Origin of the sequence: Paraburkholderia pallida (genome assembly GCF_004524855.1) — a bacterium.
GTDB classification, from domain to species: Bacteria; Pseudomonadota; Gammaproteobacteria; order Burkholderiales; family Burkholderiaceae; genus Paraburkholderia; species Paraburkholderia oxyphila.
In genome coordinates, this window is sequence record NZ_CP038148.1 from 2,886,509 (window position 1) to 2,905,499 (window position 18,991).

At 62.0% G+C, this 18,991-nt stretch carries 13 protein-coding genes, 2 tRNA genes and 2 rRNA genes; 10 read left to right on the top strand and 7 right to left on the bottom strand.

Annotation, left to right across the window (positions count from 1 at the left end):
• Nucleotides 1-119: 119 nt before the first annotated feature.
• From E1956_RS13060 to E1956_RS13075, 4 genes are all read right to left on the bottom strand, one after another.
• A 23S ribosomal RNA gene (locus E1956_RS13060) occupies nt 120-2,988 on the bottom strand.
• A 304-nt stretch (nt 2,989-3,292) separates the two neighbouring features.
• A tRNA-Ala gene (locus tag E1956_RS13065) sits at nt 3,293-3,368 on the bottom strand.
• Between the two features lie 36 nt (nt 3,369-3,404).
• Nucleotides 3,405-3,481: transfer RNA gene (locus tag E1956_RS13070), tRNA-Ile, on the bottom strand.
• A gap of 66 nt (nt 3,482-3,547) precedes the next feature.
• A 16S ribosomal RNA gene (locus E1956_RS13075) occupies nt 3,548-5,077 on the bottom strand.
• Together the 16S and 23S rRNA genes with 2 tRNA genes alongside form the textbook arrangement of a ribosomal RNA operon.
• Nucleotides 5,078-5,729: 652 nt before the next feature.
• Between E1956_RS13075 and E1956_RS13085 the strand changes: the two genes are divergently transcribed.
• The 4 genes from E1956_RS13085 to E1956_RS13100 all read left to right on the top strand — a co-directional run bounded on the left by E1956_RS13085 (nt 5,730) and on the right by E1956_RS13100 (nt 9,760).
• On the top strand, nt 5,730-6,944 hold the full coding sequence (locus E1956_RS13085; protein ID WP_134749456.1) for a DUF2863 family protein: 1,215 nt from the start codon (nt 5,730-5,732) through the stop codon (nt 6,942-6,944).
• 198 nt (nt 6,945-7,142) lie between these two features.
• Nucleotides 7,143-8,081 (top strand): LuxR family transcriptional regulator, encoded by a 939-nt coding sequence (locus E1956_RS13090; RefSeq protein WP_134749459.1) that lies wholly within the window; start codon nt 7,143-7,145, stop codon nt 8,079-8,081.
• Nucleotides 8,082-8,091: 10 nt separating this feature from the next.
• Nucleotides 8,092-8,766, top strand: coding sequence for an energy-coupling factor ABC transporter permease (locus E1956_RS13095; protein ID WP_134750599.1), 675 nt, complete (start codon nt 8,092-8,094; stop codon nt 8,764-8,766).
• A 253-nt stretch (nt 8,767-9,019) separates the two neighbouring features.
• Nucleotides 9,020-9,760 carry a BspC domain-containing protein gene (locus E1956_RS13100; protein ID WP_134749461.1) on the top strand — a complete coding sequence of 247 codons (741 nt, stop codon included), beginning with the start codon at nt 9,020-9,022 and terminating at the stop codon, nt 9,758-9,760.
• Nucleotides 9,761-9,869: 109 nt separating this feature from the next.
• Here the strand turns inward: E1956_RS13100 and E1956_RS13105 are convergent, their stop codons facing one another.
• Nucleotides 9,870-11,033, bottom strand: a complete 1,164-nt coding sequence (locus E1956_RS13105) for a M14 family metallopeptidase (protein WP_134749464.1) — start codon at nt 11,031-11,033, stop codon at nt 9,870-9,872.
• Nucleotides 11,034-11,098: 65 nt separating this feature from the next.
• Complete coding sequence (gene yaaA / locus E1956_RS13110) at nt 11,099-11,881, bottom strand: peroxide stress protein YaaA (protein ID WP_134749466.1); 783 nt, start codon at nt 11,879-11,881, stop codon at nt 11,099-11,101.
• Nucleotides 11,882-11,946: 65 nt separating this feature from the next.
• Here yaaA and E1956_RS13115 point away from each other — a divergent pair, with 65 nt between their 5' ends.
• Both E1956_RS13115 and E1956_RS13120 read left to right on the top strand, forming a co-directional pair.
• Entirely contained in the window at nt 11,947-12,471 is a 525-nt protein-coding gene (locus E1956_RS13115; RefSeq protein ID WP_134749469.1) for a putative toxin-antitoxin system toxin component, PIN family, read from the top strand.
• Nucleotides 12,472-12,619: 148 nt separating this feature from the next.
• The gene (locus tag E1956_RS13120) at nt 12,620-13,813 is read left to right on the top strand and encodes a pyridoxal phosphate-dependent aminotransferase (protein WP_134749471.1); all 1,194 of its coding nucleotides are present in this window, start codon (nt 12,620-12,622) and stop codon (nt 13,811-13,813) included.
• A 127-nt stretch (nt 13,814-13,940) separates the two neighbouring features.
• Here the strand turns inward: E1956_RS13120 and E1956_RS13125 are convergent, their stop codons facing one another.
• Complete coding sequence (locus tag E1956_RS13125) at nt 13,941-14,582, bottom strand: glutathione S-transferase family protein (protein ID WP_134749474.1); 642 nt, start codon at nt 14,580-14,582, stop codon at nt 13,941-13,943.
• Between the two features lie 108 nt (nt 14,583-14,690).
• On the opposite strand from E1956_RS13125, the gene E1956_RS13130 reads away from it, so the two are divergent.
• From E1956_RS13130 to E1956_RS13145, 4 genes are read left to right on the top strand one after another with little or no spacing between them, the layout of a single operon-like run.
• Complete coding sequence (locus E1956_RS13130) at nt 14,691-16,262, top strand: 3-hydroxyacyl-CoA dehydrogenase (RefSeq protein ID WP_134749476.1); 1,572 nt, start codon at nt 14,691-14,693, stop codon at nt 16,260-16,262.
• Complete coding sequence (locus E1956_RS13135; protein WP_134749479.1) at nt 16,259-17,047, top strand: oxepin-CoA hydrolase, alternative type; 789 nt, start codon at nt 16,259-16,261, stop codon at nt 17,045-17,047. Before E1956_RS13130 ends, E1956_RS13135 begins: the two co-directional genes overlap by 4 nt.
• Nucleotides 17,047-17,766: a histidine phosphatase family protein gene (locus tag E1956_RS13140; protein ID WP_134750601.1), complete on the top strand. Its 720-nt coding sequence runs from the start codon at nt 17,047-17,049 to the stop codon at nt 17,764-17,766. Before E1956_RS13135 ends, E1956_RS13140 begins: the two co-directional genes overlap by 1 nt.
• Nucleotides 17,767-17,800: 34 nt before the next feature.
• Nucleotides 17,801-18,916 (top strand): phosphotransferase, encoded by a 1,116-nt coding sequence (locus E1956_RS13145; RefSeq protein ID WP_134749483.1) that lies wholly within the window; start codon nt 17,801-17,803, stop codon nt 18,914-18,916.
• Nucleotides 18,917-18,991 lie beyond the last annotated feature (75 nt).

The following is an 18,991-nucleotide window of genomic DNA, read 5'->3' on the forward strand; positions in this document are numbered from 1 at the left end:
GCTCGCGCCACAGCCAATCTGGAAGAAGCGTAAAGAGGTTTTGCTGATTGGGGTTGTGTTGTTTAGATCGGCACAACACGTGATCACTCAACCATGCGTGTATAAAACACACCTGTTATAGGATCAAGCCTTACGGGCAATTAGTATCAGTTAGCTTAACGCATTACTGCGCTTCCACACCTGACCTATCAACGTCACGGTCTCGAACGACCCTTCAAGGGGATCAAAGTCCCCGGGAAGTCTCATCTTGAGGCGAGTTTCCCGCTTAGATGCTTTCAGCGGTTATCTCTTCCGAACATAGCTACCCGGCGATGCGACTGGCGTCACAACCGGTACACCAGAGGTTCGTCCACTCCGGTCCTCTCGTACTAGGAGCAGGCCCCCTCAAACTTCCAGCGCCCACGGCAGATAGGGACCAAACTGTCTCACGACGTTTTAAACCCAGCTCACGTACCTCTTTAAATGGCGAACAGCCATACCCTTGGGACCGGCTACAGCCCGGATGAGATGAGCCGACATCGAGGTGCCAAACACCGCCGTCGATATGAACTCTTGGGCGGTATCAGCCTGTTATCCCCAGAGTACCTTTTATCCGTTGAGCGATGGCCCTTCCATACAGAACCACCGGATCACTATGACCTGCTTTCGCACCTGCTCGACTTGTCAGTCTCGCAGTCAAGCACGCTTATGCCATTGCACTATCAGCACGATTTCCGACCGTACCTAGCGTACCTTCGTACTCCTCCGTTACCCTTTGGGAGGAGACCGCCCCAGTCAAACTGCCTGCCATGCACTGTCCCCGATCCGGATAACGGACCAAGGTTAGAACCTCAAACAGATCAGGGTGGTATTTCAAGGACGGCTCCATGCAGACTAGCGTCCACACTTCATAGCCTCCCACCTATCCTACACAAACCGGTTCAAAGTCCAATGCAAAGCTGCAGTAAAGGTTCATGGGGTCTTTCCGTCTAGCCGCGGGGAGATTGCATCATCACAAACACTTCAACTTCGCTGAGTCTCGGGAGGAGACAGTGTGGCCATCGTTACGCCATTCGTGCAGGTCGGAACTTACCCGACAAGGAATTTCGCTACCTTAGGACCGTTATAGTTACGGCCGCCGTTTACCGGGACTTCAATCAAGAGCTTGCACCCCATCATTTAATCTTCCGGCACCGGGCAGGCGTCACACCCTATACGTCCACTTTCGTGTTTGCAGAGTGCTGTGTTTTTATTAAACAGTCGCAGCCACCAGTTTATTGCAACCCCTTCACCCTTCTGGCGCGAGCCAGTCAAGCTAGGCGTACCTTATCCCGAAGTTACGGTACCAATTTGCCGAGTTCCTTCTCCCGAGTTCTCTCAAGCGCCTTAGAATACTCATCTCGCCCACCTGTGTCGGTTTGCGGTACGGTCACTGTTGAACTGAAGCTTAGAGGCTTTTCTTGGAACCACTTCCAGTTGCTTCTCCACCTAGGTGGATGGCCTCGCACCCTTGAATTCCGCGCCCGGATTTGCCAAAGCGCCTTCTCCAATGCAAGGACCGGGACTTCCAACACCCGGACAACCTTCCGCGATCCGTCCCCATCGCATTCAACAATGGTGCAGGAATATTGACCTGCTTCCCATCAGCTACGCATTTCTGCCTCGCCTTAGGGGCCGACTCACCCTACGCCGATGAACGTTGCGTAGGAAACCTTGGGCTTACGGCGAGGGGGCCTTTCACCCCCTTTATCGCTACTCATGTCAGCATTCGCACTTCTGATACCTCCAGCACACCTTCCGATGCACCTTCGCAGGCTTACAGAACGCTCTCCTACCATGCGAGACTAGCTCGCATCCGCAGCTTCGGTATATGACTTAGCCCCGTTACATCTTCCGCGCAGGACGACTCGATCAGTGAGCTATTACGCTTTCTTTAAAGGGTGGCTGCTTCTAAGCCAACCTCCTGACTGTTTTAGCCTTCCCACTTCGTTTCCCACTTAGTCATATTTGGGGACCTTAGCTGGCGGTCTGGGTTGTTTCCCTCTTGACACCGGACGTTAGCACCCGATGTCTGTCTCCCGTGATTGCACTCTTCGGTATTCGGAGTTTGCTATGGCGAAGTAATCCGCAATGGACCCTTCAACCATGACAGTGCTCTACCCCCGAAGGTGATACACGAGGCACTACCTAAATAGTTTTCGGAGAGAACCAGCTATTTCCAGGTTTGTTTAGCCTTTCACCCCTATCCACAGCTCATCCCTAACTTTTCAACGTTAGTGGGTTCGGTCCTCCAGCACGTGTTACCGTGCCTTCAACCTGGCCATGGATAGATCACCTGGTTTCGGGTCTACACCCAGCGACTGAACGCCCTGTTCGGACTCGCTTTCGCTACGCCTGCCCTATTCGGTTAAGCTTGCCACTGAATGTAAGTCGCTGACCCATTATACAAAAGGTACGCCGTCACCCCTTGCGAGGCTCCGACTGTTTGTATGCATGCGGTTTCAGGATCTATTTCACTCCCCCGGGGTTCTTTTCGCCTTTCCCTCACGGTACTGGTTCACTATCGGTCGATCACGAGTATTTAGCCTTGGAGGATGGTCCCCCCATCTTCAGACAGGATTTCACGTGTCCCGCCCTACTTGTCGTACACCCAGTTCTTCCATACTGCCTTCGCCTACGGGGCTATCACCCACTATGGCCGCACTTTCCAGAGCGTTCGGCTGACAATACAGATAAAGAGTACAGGCTGGTCCCATTTCGCTCGCCACTACTCTGGGAATCTCGGTTGATTTCTTTTCCTGCGGCTACTTAGATGTTTCAGTTCGCCGCGTTCGCTTCACATGGCCTATGTATTCAGCCATGGATACTCCATACGGAGTGGGTTTCCCCATTCGGACATCTACGGATCAAAGCTTGTTTGCCAGCTCCCCGTAGCTTTTCGCAGGCTACCGCGTCCTTCATCGCCTGTGATCGCCAAGGCATCCACCACATGCACTTGTTCGCTTGACCCTATAACGGGTGTGTCTTGCGGCGATTGCTCGCGTCGGACCACTCATTACAGGTTGAGTATTCGTGTTGCGCCGTATTTCAAGGCAATCTTTCGATCACTTAAAAATACATTGATACAATCACAACCCTGATTCATCTACTCGACGGTCATCTCTGCCCGCTTTCGAATGAATCTCTTTACTACTTCTTCCTGATTGTTAAAGAACGACAGCCGATATGGTTTTACTCACATCGCTCTGACTGGCTCAATCGCCAATGCGTAATACCCGGTTTGTGTTTCTACCGGACACTAGGCATTGAGGATTGGTGGAGGATGACGGGATCGAACCGACGACCCCCTGCTTGCAAAGCAGGTGCTCTCCCAGCTGAGCTAATCCCCCAGTCATGCAACTTAGGGGATTGCTCGTCAGACCAGTTGGTGGGTCTGGATGGATTCGAACCATCGACCCCCGCCTTATCAAGACGGTGCTCTAACCGACTGAGCTACAGACCCCTGAGTCTGTCTTTTCTACAGCCGACAAGTGTGAGCGCTTTAACAAGCTTAAGCGATGAGCTCTGGAAAGGAGGTGATCCAGCCGCACCTTCCGATACGGCTACCTTGTTACGACTTCACCCCAGTCATGAATCCTGCCGTGGTGACCGTCCTCCTTGCGGTTAGACTAGCCACTTCTGGCAAAACCCACTCCCATGGTGTGACGGGCGGTGTGTACAAGACCCGGGAACGTATTCACCGCGGCATGCTGATCCGCGATTACTAGCGATTCCAGCTTCACGCAGTCGAGTTGCAGACTGCGATCCGGACTACGATCGGTTTTCTGGGATTGGCTCCACCTCGCGGCTTGGCAACCCTCTGTTCCGACCATTGTATGACGTGTGAAGCCCTACCCATAAGGGCCATGAGGACTTGACGTCATCCCCACCTTCCTCCGGTTTGTCACCGGCAGTCTCCCCGGAGTGCTCTTGCGTAGCAACTGGGGACAAGGGTTGCGCTCGTTGCGGGACTTAACCCAACATCTCACGACACGAGCTGACGACAGCCATGCAGCACCTGTGTTACGGCTCCCTTTCGGGCACTCCCACCTCTCAGCAGGATTCCGTACATGTCAAGGGTAGGTAAGGTTTTTCGCGTTGCATCGAATTAATCCACATCATCCACCGCTTGTGCGGGTCCCCGTCAATTCCTTTGAGTTTTAATCTTGCGACCGTACTCCCGGGCGGTCAACTTCACGCGTTAGCTACGTTACCAAGCCAATGAAGGCCCGACAACCAGTTGACATCGTTTAGGGCGTGGACTACCAGGGTATCTAATCCTGTTTGCTCCCCACGCTTTCGTGCATGAGCGTCAGTATTGGCCCAGGGGGCTGCCTTCGCCATCGGTATTCCTCCACATCTCTACGCATTTCACTGCTACACGTGGAATTCTACCCCCCTCTGCCATACTCCAGCGATGCAGTCACCAATGCAGTTCCCAGGTTAAGCCCGGGGATTTCACATCGGTCTTACATCACCGCCTGCGCACGCTTTACGCCCAGTAATTCCGATTAACGCTCGCACCCTACGTATTACCGCGGCTGCTGGCACGTAGTTAGCCGGTGCTTATTCTTCCGGTACCGTCATCCCCCTTCGGTATTATCGAAAAGGATTTCTTTCCGGACAAAAGTGCTTTACAACCCGAAGGCCTTCTTCACACACGCGGCATTGCTGGATCAGGGTTGCCCCCATTGTCCAAAATTCCCCACTGCTGCCTCCCGTAGGAGTCTGGGCCGTGTCTCAGTCCCAGTGTGGCTGGTCGTCCTCTCAGACCAGCTACGGATCGTCGCCTTGGTAGGCCTTTACCCCACCAACTAGCTAATCCGCCATCGGCCGCCCCTATAGCGCGAGGTCTTGCGATCCCCCGCTTTCATCCGTAGATCGTATGCGGTATTAATCCGGCTTTCGCCGGGCTATCCCCCACTACAGGACACGTTCCGATGTATTACTCACCCGTTCGCCACTCGCCGCCAGGATTGCTCCCGCGCTGCCGTTCGACTTGCATGTGTAAGGCATGCCGCCAGCGTTCAATCTGAGCCAGGATCAAACTCTTCAGTTCAAACCTGTTACTGTTTTCGGTTCAGTTAAGAACCGGTCGCTCACTCAAAGCTGACAGGAATTTGAATAAATTCAAAAACCTGACTTACTTTAGTGTGAGACTCTTGATACTTTCGCTACTCCTGACCGCCCCGAAGGACCGTCAGGCCGCTGAAACTCATCAAGCGCCCACACTTATCGGCTGTAAATTTTTAAAGATCGATCGCGAAACCCACCGGCTTACTGCGTTACTGCCCGGCGTTTTCTGCGTTGCTGCGTCAGCAGCAGAGAAACGAGATTATGCAGACTCTTTCGCGTTTCGTCAACATCTTTTTTAACGTCACCGTTTAAAAACTGTCGACTCCCCGCATCCCGCCGTTTCTCGCGGCGGCCTTCGCTGCGCAAACCGCCGCAAGCGAAGGGACTGAATTCTAGTCACAGGGATGTCATCTGGCAAGGGGGTTTTTTAACCGCCCGTCCTCCCCCCCTGATACGGTCGTCGCTCAATACTACGCATAGGCGCCGATGCACCGAACAACGGCTTTTCCAGCGCCTGGGCGAAGTGCCAGGCCGCCGCTCCGTACACTCTCCTCTGGTCGCTCTGTAGGGCAAACCGATGGCCCGCGCGGAACAGACTAGAATATGAGGTTCTCTGCATCCCAACTCACGGATTTATGCGCTCGCGAATCGCCAAACGCCTCCCTCCCGATGCCGACAAGCTCGTCGGCCTGTCGCTCGCCCTGTTCGCCTCGGGCAGCCGCACCGAAGACCGCTTCTGGGAGGCCAAGCTCGACACGCTGCTCGCGAAAGTCGTGCGCAACGGCAACCAGACCACGCTCGACGCCGCGCTCGATCACCTGCAGCAAAACCACCCGGACGCCTACGGTGCGCTCGCCGATATGGCTGAGACCCACAGCGAGTCGTTCCTCGTCGAGCACGACGGCACGCAATATGAAGCGCTACTCGTCGCCGCACCCGTGCTTGCGTGGACGCGCTATGTGATTCCGTCGGGGCCGCTGAAGATGGATGCGTCAGATGCCCTGCGCACGCATCTCCAGGCACACGTGCTGGCGAATGGCACGCGCGTCGCGATGGCACCCTATCTCTATAGCATCGACCAGCTCCCGCGCCACCACGTCGAGACCTGGCGGCTTGCCCAGCAGCTTTCGCAGGCCGCACTGAGCGGCACCGCGGCAAAAATCAGCGCGGGCGAGCTGCCAGAGACTTCGCCGATCCTCGCCGATCCGCGCTTCCTGCTGGCCGTGGTCGCCGCGCCGGTCGGCGCACCGCTCTTTCGCTGGCAGGAAGAGGAGCACGGTGCCCGCATCGAGCGTGGCCAGTGCCTCGAACAGTGGACCGCGCAAGGCGGCGCCAATCTCGCCATCGTCATGCCCGGTTGCGAGTTCGAATGCCTGCTGCCGGACGCCTACTATTCGGCCTGCCGCGACGCCGACGAGCGTGTGCGCCCCCACACCATCCGTACCGCGGTGCGCTACCTGCTCGACACGATCGGCGCGAGCGCCCAGGACCTGCGCGCCGTTGTCGCCGGCTTCGGCGAACGACGCATCGACGAATATCGCGTCGGCTTCACGAAGCGCGGCAGCAATGACGTGCTGTACGGCGTAGTCTGGCCGCTCTATGGCCGCGAGAACGGCGACGCCGAGATCGACGAAGAGCCGTCCGAAGAAAATGCCGGCACCGGCCCGCTCGAAGAGATCGTCGCACTGCTGAAGGAGTCGGGCATCACCGATATCCGTCGCCATGCCGGCCGCTTCGAGCCTGAGTATTGCGACGATTGCGGCGTGCCGCTCTATGCAGACCCACTCGGTGAGATTGTTCACGCCGAAATGCCGGAAGATGCTGAGCCCGTTCAGCCACATTTCCACTAAGCAATACGGCTTATTCCTACCCTGCCCCGCCTTAGTGCGGGGCTTTTTTTTGCCCTACGTCCTACGCCATCTGGACAGGCCGCCACGACGCAAGCTTTTTGTCATCATGGTGCTGTTGGCCCGGTTTAACGCAGCGAGTGCAAGGCATGCACCGCACAACATTTCGAGAGGGGCCGTACACAACAGGAGGGCTTGGCTATGCGGTTTGCGGTATTCAATCCGGACGCCGAACGGCGCGAGGGGCTCAAGGCGCTGTTACGACAAATCGACCGGCGCGCGCGCTTTAACGACGCGCCGGACTGGCGCAGCGCCGAACGCGCGATGCAGCGCTTCACACCGAACCTGCTTGTGATCGACTGGCACGACGGCATCCGGCCGGGCGAGCTGCGCAACTTCGCGAACCGGCATCAGACGCTGCCCGTCGCCGTCCTCGTGGACCGCACCGAACCGCCCCACGCCGTACGTGCGGTGCTTTCCGAGGGCGCACGCGGCATCATCCGGCGCACCACCGACTCGATCCTCATCGTCAAGCTGCTCGAGCTCATCCTCCTTGGCGGCGATCATCTGCCCGCCGACGTATTCGGCCCTTCGTTCTGCCCACCGGGCTCGTGGCCCGTGCCGCAGCGGCGCAACAGCAAGAGCGCCGCGCATATATCCAAGGCCCATCTCAAAGTGAGCCTATCGCCGCGCCAGGAGCAGATCCTCCGCTGCGTCCACATGGGCAGCACGAACAAGATGATCGCCCGGGCGCTCGGCATCAGCGAAGGCACCGTCAAAGTCCATCTGGCGAGCATCTTCCAGCAACTCGGCGCCCCCAACCGTGCCGCTGCCGTGGCAATCTACAACGGCTTGCTGTCGAGTCAGCTACAAGTGCTGCGCACGCGCCGTGACAGCGCGCCGAGGCCAACGTATGGCGAACCCGGTCCAGTGCCGCTGCGCTCGCGTGATGATCGGTCGTTCCGCTATCCGTTGCGACAAGACGACACTGTGGAGGCACTACCGATCGCCGCGGAGCCCACCGTGCCCTACGGCGGCGCGGCACCCGCCCCCGTTACGCCACGCCCAGAAACCGACTCGAGCAACGAAGAACCGGAAGTGCCGCCCAGCTGCGCACACCTTTTGCGTTCCAACGAGTAATATGAAGCATATGGGGTTCCTGTATACGCCGCTTCCGCTGTGGGTCATCGTCGGTGCATGGATTGCAGCCGGGGGCCTGCTCGCGCTCGCGCTATGGAATAACCCGTTCAAGCGTCTGCAAGACGCGACGCTCCAGCACGTGTGGCTCGCCATCATCGTGGCCGTCTCCGTGCTGTGGGCGAGCAATGCGTGGCTCGAGGACGGCACCGTGCTGCATCTGCTCGGCGCCACCCTCATGGTCACACTATTCGACTGGGGGCTCGCGCTCATCGCCATGGCGGTGGTCGTTGCGCTGGCCGCCGTAGTCTTCGACGCGCCGTGGGACGGCGTCGCACTCACCTTCCTCGTGTTCGGCGCCTTTCCGGTGGCCCTATCGGCATTGCTGCAGCGCGCCTGCGCTGCGTGGCTGCCGCGCAATCTCTTCATGTTCATCGTCGGCCAGGGTTTCGTATCGCCGGCCATCGCGGTCAGCGCGGCCGCCTATCTGGCGCTCGGCACCCATGTCGCGCTCAACGGCGGATCGATGCTCACCGTGCCTGCGGGCTATGCCTTCAGCGTGTTCCTGCTGGCGTCCGGCGAGGCCTGGTTTACTGGCATGGCTACGGCGCTGATCGCGGTCTATCGCCCCGCATGGGTCACGACCTATGACGTGCGGCGCTATCGGCTGGGCGGCCCGCGCACCTGAGCGGCCATTGGCGCGCAACACGTGTGGTTGACGCGTAGTCGACTGTTTCCTCGGTCGCCACGCAGCAGCGCTGCGCTAGAATGACCCGGCGCCAGCGCATGCCGCGGCCACAAGCCGCAATATGCCCGCCAGCCTTACCAGAAAACGATCCCGCCATCTGGCTGCGCGAAATATTTGTCCGGCACTGGAACTCATCCATGCGACGCAGCATCTTACGGTGCCTGACGTCCCACCCCTCACCCAGAATAATCAGATGGACCGCAACAACGCATCTCGCCAGTTGCTGACTGTATTTGGCCGACTGGCCGCCTGCGCCGTGAGCCTCACATTCATTTGCACGTCGCCCGCACAAGCCGATCAGGTCGACCCGAGCGACCCGGCCGGCCAGATCGATCAGCCAGCAGATCTTGCCAGCAAGCAAGGCGATCTCGCCAACACCTTCGTTACCCAGATGCATGCCGATCCGCTGGTCGCCAGTTGCGCCGCGCATGGCAACTTCATCGCAAGCACCTCGGACGCGCTCGATCACGTCGAGTTTCCGCCCAGCTCCTTCGATAGCGCGCATGCCACCGTGACGCCCTGGAACGACTCGTTCGACGAACGCAAGCAGCGCGTGAAGGTCGATACGATCGTTACCGTCAATGGCGTCGGCATTCCGAAGGACAGTAGCCATGCGCCATACGATCTGCAGTTCCGCTGCGGCTACGTGGGCCAGCAGATCCTCGCGTTCACGTGGAACGATCCGGTACCGCCATTGCGTGCGCGCAGCGAGCCTCGCGCCACGACGGGCGGCACCACAGCCCATGTGAGCGGCAAGCACGGCACGAAGTCGAAGAAAGCCACGGGCAAGGGCCACAAGAAAGCCACTTCGGGCAAATCGAGCCACAAGTCTTCGGCGACGAGCACGAAGAGCGGCACCAAGTCGACGGCCAAATCGACGACGAAGTCAACGGCAAAGAAGTCGACGACGAAAAAGAAGTCGACCACGCAATGACGCCTTGGCGCCGCCCGCGCGGAAGGCGACACACATGACAAAGGGGGAAGCGGCTCGCACCGCTTCCCCCTTTTTTCATGCCATCGCCGCGAAGGCCTGCGGCTTTGCGTCAGGCGAACGTTTCGACGTGGCGCAAAATGGCTTGCAGCATGGCCGCGCCCAGCGCCGCGCTGCGCTCGCCGTTCCAGCCCACGCGCTCGTCGGGCAGGTTCGCGTTGTCCTTGAACGGCATTTCGAGCGTGAGCGACAGGCAGCCGTAGCGATGGCCGATGTACTTCGACGCGAGCTTGAGCGCGTCTTCACGATAGCGGCTCGCCTCGTAGCCATGCTTGTCCTGGAAGTCCGGGCTCGCAATCTTGAACGCTTCGATGAACGCCGTCTGCTCGGTGCGCTGCTGCTCGGTGAAGCCGGGCAGCATCTCCGAGCCCGCCACGAACACGTACGGCAGCGTCTCGTCGCCGTGGATGTCGAAGAACATATCGCAGCCGGTTGCCTCGATCGCGTCGCGCACGACGAGCACCTCGGGACTGCGCTGCGCATCCGGCTCCATCCATTCGCGATTCAGATTCGCGCCCACCGCGTTGGTGCGCAGGTTGCCGTGCACGCTGCCGTCCGGGTTCATGTTCGGCACGATATGGAAGATCACGCGGTCGAGCAGCTTGCGCGCGACCGGATCGCCCGCCCAGTCGCCCCAGCCCGCCAGACGCTTCACGAGCCCTTCGACGAACCACTCGGCCATCGACTCGCCCGGATGCTGGCGCGCAATGATCCAGACCGTCTTCTTGGGCTGGCCTTCAGGAGTGGTGTCGCCGGGCATGCCGAGCGAGAGCAGCGTCATCGGCCGGCCCTCGACCGTCTGCCCGAGTTCGCTGAGCGTCGCGTGCGGCAGTTGCTGCAGCGCGCCGAGAAATTCGGAATGACGCTCCTCGCTGTACGGCTCGAAATACGCGTAGTAGATGCTGTCGAAGTCGGGCGTATGGTCGATGGTGAGCGACTTGCCATCGTAAGAGGTCGGCACGCGGAACCAGTTCACGCGATCGTAGCTCGCCGCGGCCTGGTAGTCGCGCCAGCCCTCGGGGAATGCGCATGCCGAGGCGTTCTCGAATGTCATCACGCAACGCTCGCCGCGCCCGCCCGTGAGGCGGAAATAGAACCACTGCGCGAAATCGGATTGATTGTCGGCACGCACGCGCAGACGGATGTCGTCGGCTTGCTCGCACGAGAGCACTTCGATCGCGCCCGCGTCGAAATGGCTGGAAATGGAAATCGTCATGTCGGTGTCCTTCGCTGGGTCAGCAATCCGCACGGCACGCGCGGCACGTACGGCACAAGCGCCGCTTAATCGGCCAGGCGCCGGCGGAATACATAGGTCGAATCGTTCGATGCCTCTGCATCGAATGCGTAGCCTTCAATATCGAAGACCTTGAGCGCCTCGGGCTCGGCTATGCGGTTCTCGACCGCATATCGCGCCATCAATCCGCGCGCACGCTTCGCGTGGAAGCTGATGATCTTGTAACGGCCGCCCTTCCAGTCTTCGAAGACGGGCGTGATGATCGGAGCCGCGAGCTGCTTCGGCTTCACGGCCTTGAAGTACTCGTTCGATGCGCAGTTCACCAGCACACGCGCGCCCTTCCGGTTGCGTTCAAGCTGTGCGTTCAGCGCGTGCGTGATGCGCTCGCCCCAGAACGCGTACAGGTCCTTGCCGCGCGCATTCTCGAAGCGCGTGCCCATTTCCAGCCGATATGGCTGCAGCAGATCGAGCGGGCGCAGCACGCCATACAGGCCCGAAAGCACGCGCACGTGCTGTTGCGCGTAGTCGAGATCGGCGTGAGACAGCGATTTCGCGTCGAAGCCCTCGTACACGTCGCCGTTGAACGCGAGCACGGCCTGCTTCGCGTTGGTCTGGCTAAAGTGCTGCGACCAGTCGGCGTAGCGCTGGAAGTTCAGGCGCGCGAGCGGGTCCGAGATGCTCATGAGCGTGCCGATCTGCTGGGGCGAAAGACGGCGCAGGCCATCGATCAGCTCGGCAGCGTCGTCGACGAAATCGGGGATCGTGTGGGTTTCGATGTGCGCCGGCGTGTCATAGTCGAGCGATTTGGCCGGCGACAGAACGATTATCATAGAGGCTTGCAGGCACCAGCGTGCCGATATTCAAAGGCGAAAGCCCGATTGTAGCGAATTCACGAATGACCGGTTTTACGCCCCCAGACAACGCCCCTGCCGATTCCCGCGCGACACTCGCGCAAGCTGCGCTCACCGTGGTGCTCGACTCGAACGTGTGGCTCGACATTCTCGTGTTCGACGATCCGCATACGCGCCCCATTCGTGCCGCGCTCGAACGCGGCGCGCTCGCGGCGCTGATCGACGCGCGCTGCCACGCCGAGCTCGCGCACGTGCTGGACTACCCGCAATTCCAGGGGCGCGGCACCGACAAAGCGGCTGCGCTTGCCGCGCTGACAACGCTCGTGCAACAGATCGAACCACCGGCGCCACCCGCCGACGCCCGTGCGCTGCCCCAATGCCGCGACCGCGACGACCAGAAGTTTCTGGAGCTCGCGCGCGCAAGTGGCGCCACATGGCTCGTGTCGAAGGACCGTGCGGTGCTCAAGCTCGCGAAGCGCATCGCGCGCGATTTCGGCTTTCGCATTGGCACGCCCGACGCTTTCGTCGCGCAATGCGGGCTGGCCGCTGCGGAAACTTCGGCGGCCTAGCTCCACGCCCCGCACGCCGGGCGCGTAGCCAGCTGGCCGGCAGCCCTGGCGCCCAAAGCCCAGCTACGCGCGGCCCGAGTGCCCGCGGCCCGCACGATTTGCCTACAATCAAGCTTTCCCGTTCTCCCGACTTCCTTCCGCCAGCGCCATGAACGCACCGCATCCCTCGCAAGATCCGTCGCAAACCCCGCTGCTCTCGCCCTCTTTTCCCTCGCGCCTGCCCGACGTCGGCACGACGATCTTCACGGTCATGAGCGCGCTCGCCGCGGAAAAGGGCGCGGTGAACCTGGGCCAGGGCTTCCCCGACTTCAACTGCGACTCGCGCATCGTCGACGCGGTTGCGCAGGCCATGCGCGACGGTCACAACCAATATCCGCCGATGGCCGGGGTGCCCGCGCTGCGCGAGGCCATCTCGGAGAAGATCGCGAATGTCTACGGCCGGCGCTACGACGCCAATACCGAGGTCACGGTGACGGCGGGCGCCACCCAGGCGCTGCTCACGGCGATCCTCTGCACGGTGCATCCCGGCGACGAAGTGATCGTGGTGGAGCCGACCTACGACAGCTATCTGCCGTCAATCGAGCTCGCGGGCGGCAAGCCCGTGTTCGTGACGCTCGAAGCGCCCGACTATGCGATTCCGTTCGACCGCCTTGCCGCGGCCATCACGCCGAAGACGCGCCTGATCCTCATCAATACGCCGCACAACCCCACGGGCACGGTCTGGCGCGCCGAGGACATGCGCAAGCTCGAAGAGATTGTGCGCGGCACCAACGTGCTGATCCTCTCCGACGAAGTCTACGAACACATGGTCTACGACGGCCAGCCGCACGAGAGCGTCGCGCGCTATCCGGAGCTCGCCGCGCGCAGCTTCATCGTGTCGAGCTTCGGCAAGACATTTCACGTGACGGGCTGGAAAGTCGGCTACGTGGCGGCGCCCGCGCCGCTCACGGCCGAATTCCGAAAAGTGCACCAGTTCAACGTGTTCACCGTGAACACGCCGATGCAGGTGGGTCTCGCGCACTATCTGCGCGATCCCAAGCCGTATCTGGAACTGCCGGCGTTCTATCAGAAAAAACGCGACTTCTTCCGCGCCGGCCTCGCGAATTCGCGCTTCAAGCTGCTGCCGTGCGAGGGCACGTACTTCCAGTGCGTGGATTATTCGGCGATCAGCGACCTGCCCGAAGCCGAATTCTCGAAGTGGCTCACGGCGGAGATCGGCGTGGCGGCCATTCCGGTGTCGGCGTTCTATCACGAGCCGCACGAATCAGGCGTCGTGCGGTTCTGCTTCGCCAAGCAGGAAAGTACGCTCGCGACCGCGCTCGAGCGCCTCGCGCAGCTCTGACGCCCTGGAACGCGCGATGCACCCGCGAACGGCAATGCGTTCCCGAGCATCGCGCGAGGCGGTTTGGCGCGCATCCCGATGCACCGCGCCGCGCCGCCAAACCACCTATGCCATTCGGGCGTCCAGCTTACGCAGTCGCTTCGATATAGGCCTTGCGCTCAGCGGCGACCCGCTGCGCCGCGGGCCGTTCGCCCACGAGCTTCAGGTACGACTTCCAGTCCACGCCGGCTTCAGCAAGGAAATCGCGGCCGTAGATCTTCTGCGTCGCCATCGCGACGAGCGGCAGGCTCGCGAACGCGGCGATGTCCACGACCCCGAATTGCTCCCCGCACACATACGGCGCGAACTTCGCGAGCCGCTTGAAGCTGGCGATGTAACGATTCAGGCGCTTCTCGACGCTCGCTTTGACCTCTGCGCTCACCGTCCCGCCGAAGAACGCCTCGGCATACAGCTCGCGCACCACCAGCTCCAGATGCGTCTCGATCACGGTGATGAGCTCACGCTCCTTCGCCGCCTTCCAGGGATCGGCGGAGAAGATGCGCTTCTCGGGATAACGCGCCGCCAGATATTCGACGATCACTTCCGACTCGCACAGAAAGCCGTGCTCGGCCTCGAGGAACGGCACCTTGCCCGTGGGCGACTGGGCCAGCTGGGCCTCGGTGAGCGGGAGCTTCGTCATCACCTCCTCGAACGCAATGCCATATTCGAGCAACACGAACTTGACCTTGTTGTAGTAGTTCGAGAGCGCGAAACCATGCAGCTTGATCATTCTCCTTGCCTCCGTGCAAGCGGCGGTGTTCGCACTGAACCCGCCGAACCGTTTTCATGAAATTGTACGACCGTGCTATTCTAGGCCAATCATGGAGCCAGGCTTCCAATGACTTCACATTCATTCAATATTGAGACAATCGGCATCGTCGGAACCGGCGCAATGGGCCGCGGCATTGCCCAGATCGCCGCGCAAGCGGGCCTGGCGGTCCGCCTCTACGATACCAATGCGCAGGCGGTCGCGGCCGCGAGCGCGTACCTCGCCGACACCTTCGCGAAACTCGCGGCAAAAGGCAAGATCAGCGACGCCGATGCCAAAACCGCGCTCGAGCACGTCACGGGCGTGAATACGATCGACGGGCTCGCGGGCTGCGATCTCGTGGTCGAAGCGATCGTCGAGAACCTCGACGCCAAGCGCATCCTGTTTCGCGAACTCGAAACCGTGGTCAGCGGCAAGTGCCTGCTCGCTTCGAACACCTCGTCGCTGTCGATCACGGCGATTGCGGCTGCTTGCACCGATCCCACGCGCGTCGCAGGCTACCACTTCTTCAACCCCGTGCCGCTGATGAAGGTGGTCGAGGTCATCGACGGCCTGCGCAGCGACCCCGCCGCCGGCGACGCGCTCATGGCGCTCACGCGCCGCATGGGCCACACGCCCGTGCGCGCGAAGGACATGCCGGGCTTCATCGTCAATCACGCGGGCCGCGGCATGAACACCGAAGGGCTGCGCGTGGCCGGGGAAGGCGTGGCGAGCTTCGCCGACATCGACCGCATCATGCGCGAACAGGCGGGCTTTCGCCTCGGGCCCTTCGAGCTGCTAGACCTGACGGCACTCGATGTCTCGCATCCGGTGATGGAGTCGATCTATCACCAGTTCTACGAGGAGCCGCGCTTCACGCCCTCGCCCATCACCGGCGTGCGGCTCGCGGGCGGGCTCGTCGGCCGCAAGAGCGGCGAAGGTTTTTATCGCTATGTCGATGGCAAGCAGCAGGTGCCGGACGAACCCGCCGCGCCTACGACACTGCCCGCGCGCGTCTGGGTGAGCCGGCGTAATGCCGAAGCGCGTGAGGCCGTGATCGCGCTTGCCGCCCAGGCGGGAGTCGCGATCGACGAAGGCGACGCGCCCAGTGCCGACTCGCTGATCGTGGTCGCGCCGCTCGGCCTCGACGCCACCGCCGCCGCGCTCGAAGAGCAGCTCGATGCGAGCCGCGTCGTCGCCATCGACACGTTGTTCCCGCTTGCGGGCGCCAGGCGCCGCACGCTGATGACGACGCCCGCCACCACACGCGACGCGCGCGACGCGGGCCACGCGCTCTTCGCCGCCGACGGCGTGCCGGTCACGGTGATCCGCGATTCCACGGGCTTTGTCGCGCAGCGCATCGTCGCGACGATCGTGAACATCGGCTGCGAGATCGCGCAGAAGCAGATCGCCACGCCGCGCGACATCGATCTGGCCGTGACGCTCGGCCTCGGCTATCCGCACGGGCCGCTCGCGCTAGGCGACGCCCTCGGCGCCCGCACGGTCCTCACGATCCTGCGTAACATCCACGCCGTGCTCGGCGACCCACGCTATCGCCCGTCGCCATGGCTCGCGCGCCGCGCGCAACTCGGCCTTTCTCTCACCCAACCCGACGCCGCAGACGCCGGTCTTTCCAACGCATCGAACGAGGCACCGCAATGAGCGCCGAACTCCGCAGCACCCGCCCGCAAAACCACGAATCGACGCTCGTGCTGACGCTGTCGAACCCCGGCGCACGCAACGCGCTGCACCCCGACATGTACGCCGCGGCGATCGAGGCCCTTGATGCCGCCGAGCGCGACAACTCGCTGCGCGCGATCGTCCTCACGGGCGCCGACAACTTCTTCTGCGCGGGCGGCAACCTGAACCGTCTACTCGAAAACCGTTCCAGGGATCCCTCGGTGCAGGCCGCCAGCATCGACATGCTCTCGCAATGGTCCACGGCGATGCGCCAGTCGAGCAAGATCGTGATGGCTGCCGTCGAGGGCGCCGCCGCGGGTGCCGGCTTCTCGCTCGCGCTCGCCGCCGACCTGCTGGTCGCGGCCGAGGACGCGAAGTTCGTGATGGCCTACTCGCGTGTGGGCCTCACGCCCGATGGCGGCGGTTCGTGGTTCCTCGCACGCTCGCTGCCGCGCGCGCTCGCCTTCGAGGTGATGGTCGAGGGCAAGCCGATCGGCGCGCAGCGTCTTGCCGACCTGGGCGTCGTGAACCGCGTCGCCAAGCCGCAAACGGCGCTCGATACGGCACTCGCGTGGGCCGACGATCTCGCGAAGATCTCGCCGAACGCGGTCGCGCACATCAAGGGGCTGACGAACGCGGCCGTCACGCAGTCGCTCGACGACCAGCTCACCGCGGAACGGGAGAGCTTCGTGACCTCGCTGCATCACCGTGACGGGCTCGAAGGCATCACCGCGTTCCTCGAAAAGCGTCAACCGGTCTACAAATGATGAGCGAATTCAAGCTGCCCTCGCGCCGGCGCCTCTATCTGATGCGCCACGGCGACGTCACCTACTTCGACGACTCGGGGCGCGCCATCGACCCGGACACCGTGCCGCTCAACGAGCACGGCCAGGCCCAGGCCACGGCCGCGGGCGAAGCATTCGCGCAGCAAGGCGTGCGCTTCGATCGCGTGATCGTGAGCGGCCTGCGGCGCACGGTCGAGACGGCACAGCGCGTGCTCGACGCCACCGGCCAGCGCATCGAGCTCGAGGTGCAACCCGCGTGGGAGGAAATTCACGGCGGAGGCCCTGGCTCGATTCCACCCGAGCAAATCGAGGACGCGTTCCTGCGCATCTTCGACGGCGTCGTGCCCGAAGACAGGCGATTTCTCGGCGGCGAGAGCGTCGGCGAGCTGCTCGACCGTGTGCTGCCCGCGCTCGCCGCACTGCGCGCCGACACGTCATGGGACACGGCGCTGCTTGTCCTGCACGGCGGCGTGAACCGCGCGATTCTCTCGCATGCGATCACGGCGGGCGGCCGCATGTTCTTCGGCCATCTCGCGCAAACCACAGGCTGCATCAACGCGCTCGACGTGGGCGCCGCCCCCCACGACTGGGTCGTGCGCATGCTCAACTACGCGCCACCCTCGCCGCTGCACCGCGACGTGCGCAACACCACGATGGAGATGCTGTACGCGCAATATCTGCGCTATCGCCCGCAGCGCTAGCTCACGCAACGCCTATACGACGAGGGAGACGAACATGGCGCAAGCCACCCCGGATGGAGACAAAACGAACGCCGATCGCTCGACCGACTTTTCGGCGTTCGAGGGCACGCGCCCGGTTGCCGAGCGCCAGCGCTTTGACACCGAGGCGCTCGCCGCGTGGCTCGCCGCGCAAGTCGACGGTTTCGAAGGCCCGCTCACGGTCGAGCAGTTCGCAGGCGGCCAGTCGAACCCCACCTTCAAGCTCGTCACGCCCGGGCGCAGCTATGTAATGCGCGCAAAGCCCGGCCCGAAGGCGAAGCTGCTGCCTTCGGCGCACGCGATCGAGCGCGAGTACCGCGTGATGGCCGCGCTCGGCGCCACCGACGTGCCCGTCGCGAAGATGCTTGCGCTCTGCGAAGACGAGGCCGTGATCGGCCGGGCGTTCTACGTGATGGAGTTTGTCGAGGGCCGTGTGCTGTGGGACCAGGCGTTGCCCGGCATGTCGCGCGACGAGCGCAGCGCGATCTACGATGAGATGAACCGCGTGATCGCCGCGCTCCACAACGTGAAGCCCGACGCCGTCGGCCTCGCCGATTACGGCAAGCCCGGGAATTACTTCGCACGCCAGATCGATCGATGGAGCCGGCAGTATCAGGCCTCGGAAACCGAGTCGATCGACGCGATGAACCGCCTGATCGAATGGCTGCCGCAGCACCTGCCCGATGACGCGGGCTCGCGCGTGTCGGTCGTGCACGGCGACTACCGCCTCGACAATCTGATCTTCCACCCCACCGAGCCGCGCGTGCTCGCGGTGCTCGACTGGGAGCTCTCGACGCTCGGCGACCCGCTTGCCGATTTTTCGTACCACTGCATGGCCTGGCACGTCGAGCCGGGCCAGTTCCGCGGCATCGGCGGGCTCGACTGGACGGCGCTCGGCATACCCGACGAGCAGCAATACGTCCAGCGCTACTGCGAGCGCACAGGCCTCGAGATCCGCGGCGACTGGAACTTCTATCTCGCCTACAACATGTTCCGCATCGCAGCCATCTTGCAGGGCATCATGAAACGCGTCGTCGACGGCACGGCCGCGAGCGCCCAGGCGGCCGACGCGGGACGACGCGCGAAACCGATGGCCGAGCTCGCGTGGCAATACGCGCAGAAAGTGCGCTAGCGCCGCATCGCATCGCATCGCATCGATCAGCATTCCATCAGCACTCTATCCTTACGCAGTGCTCTTTATTCGCGA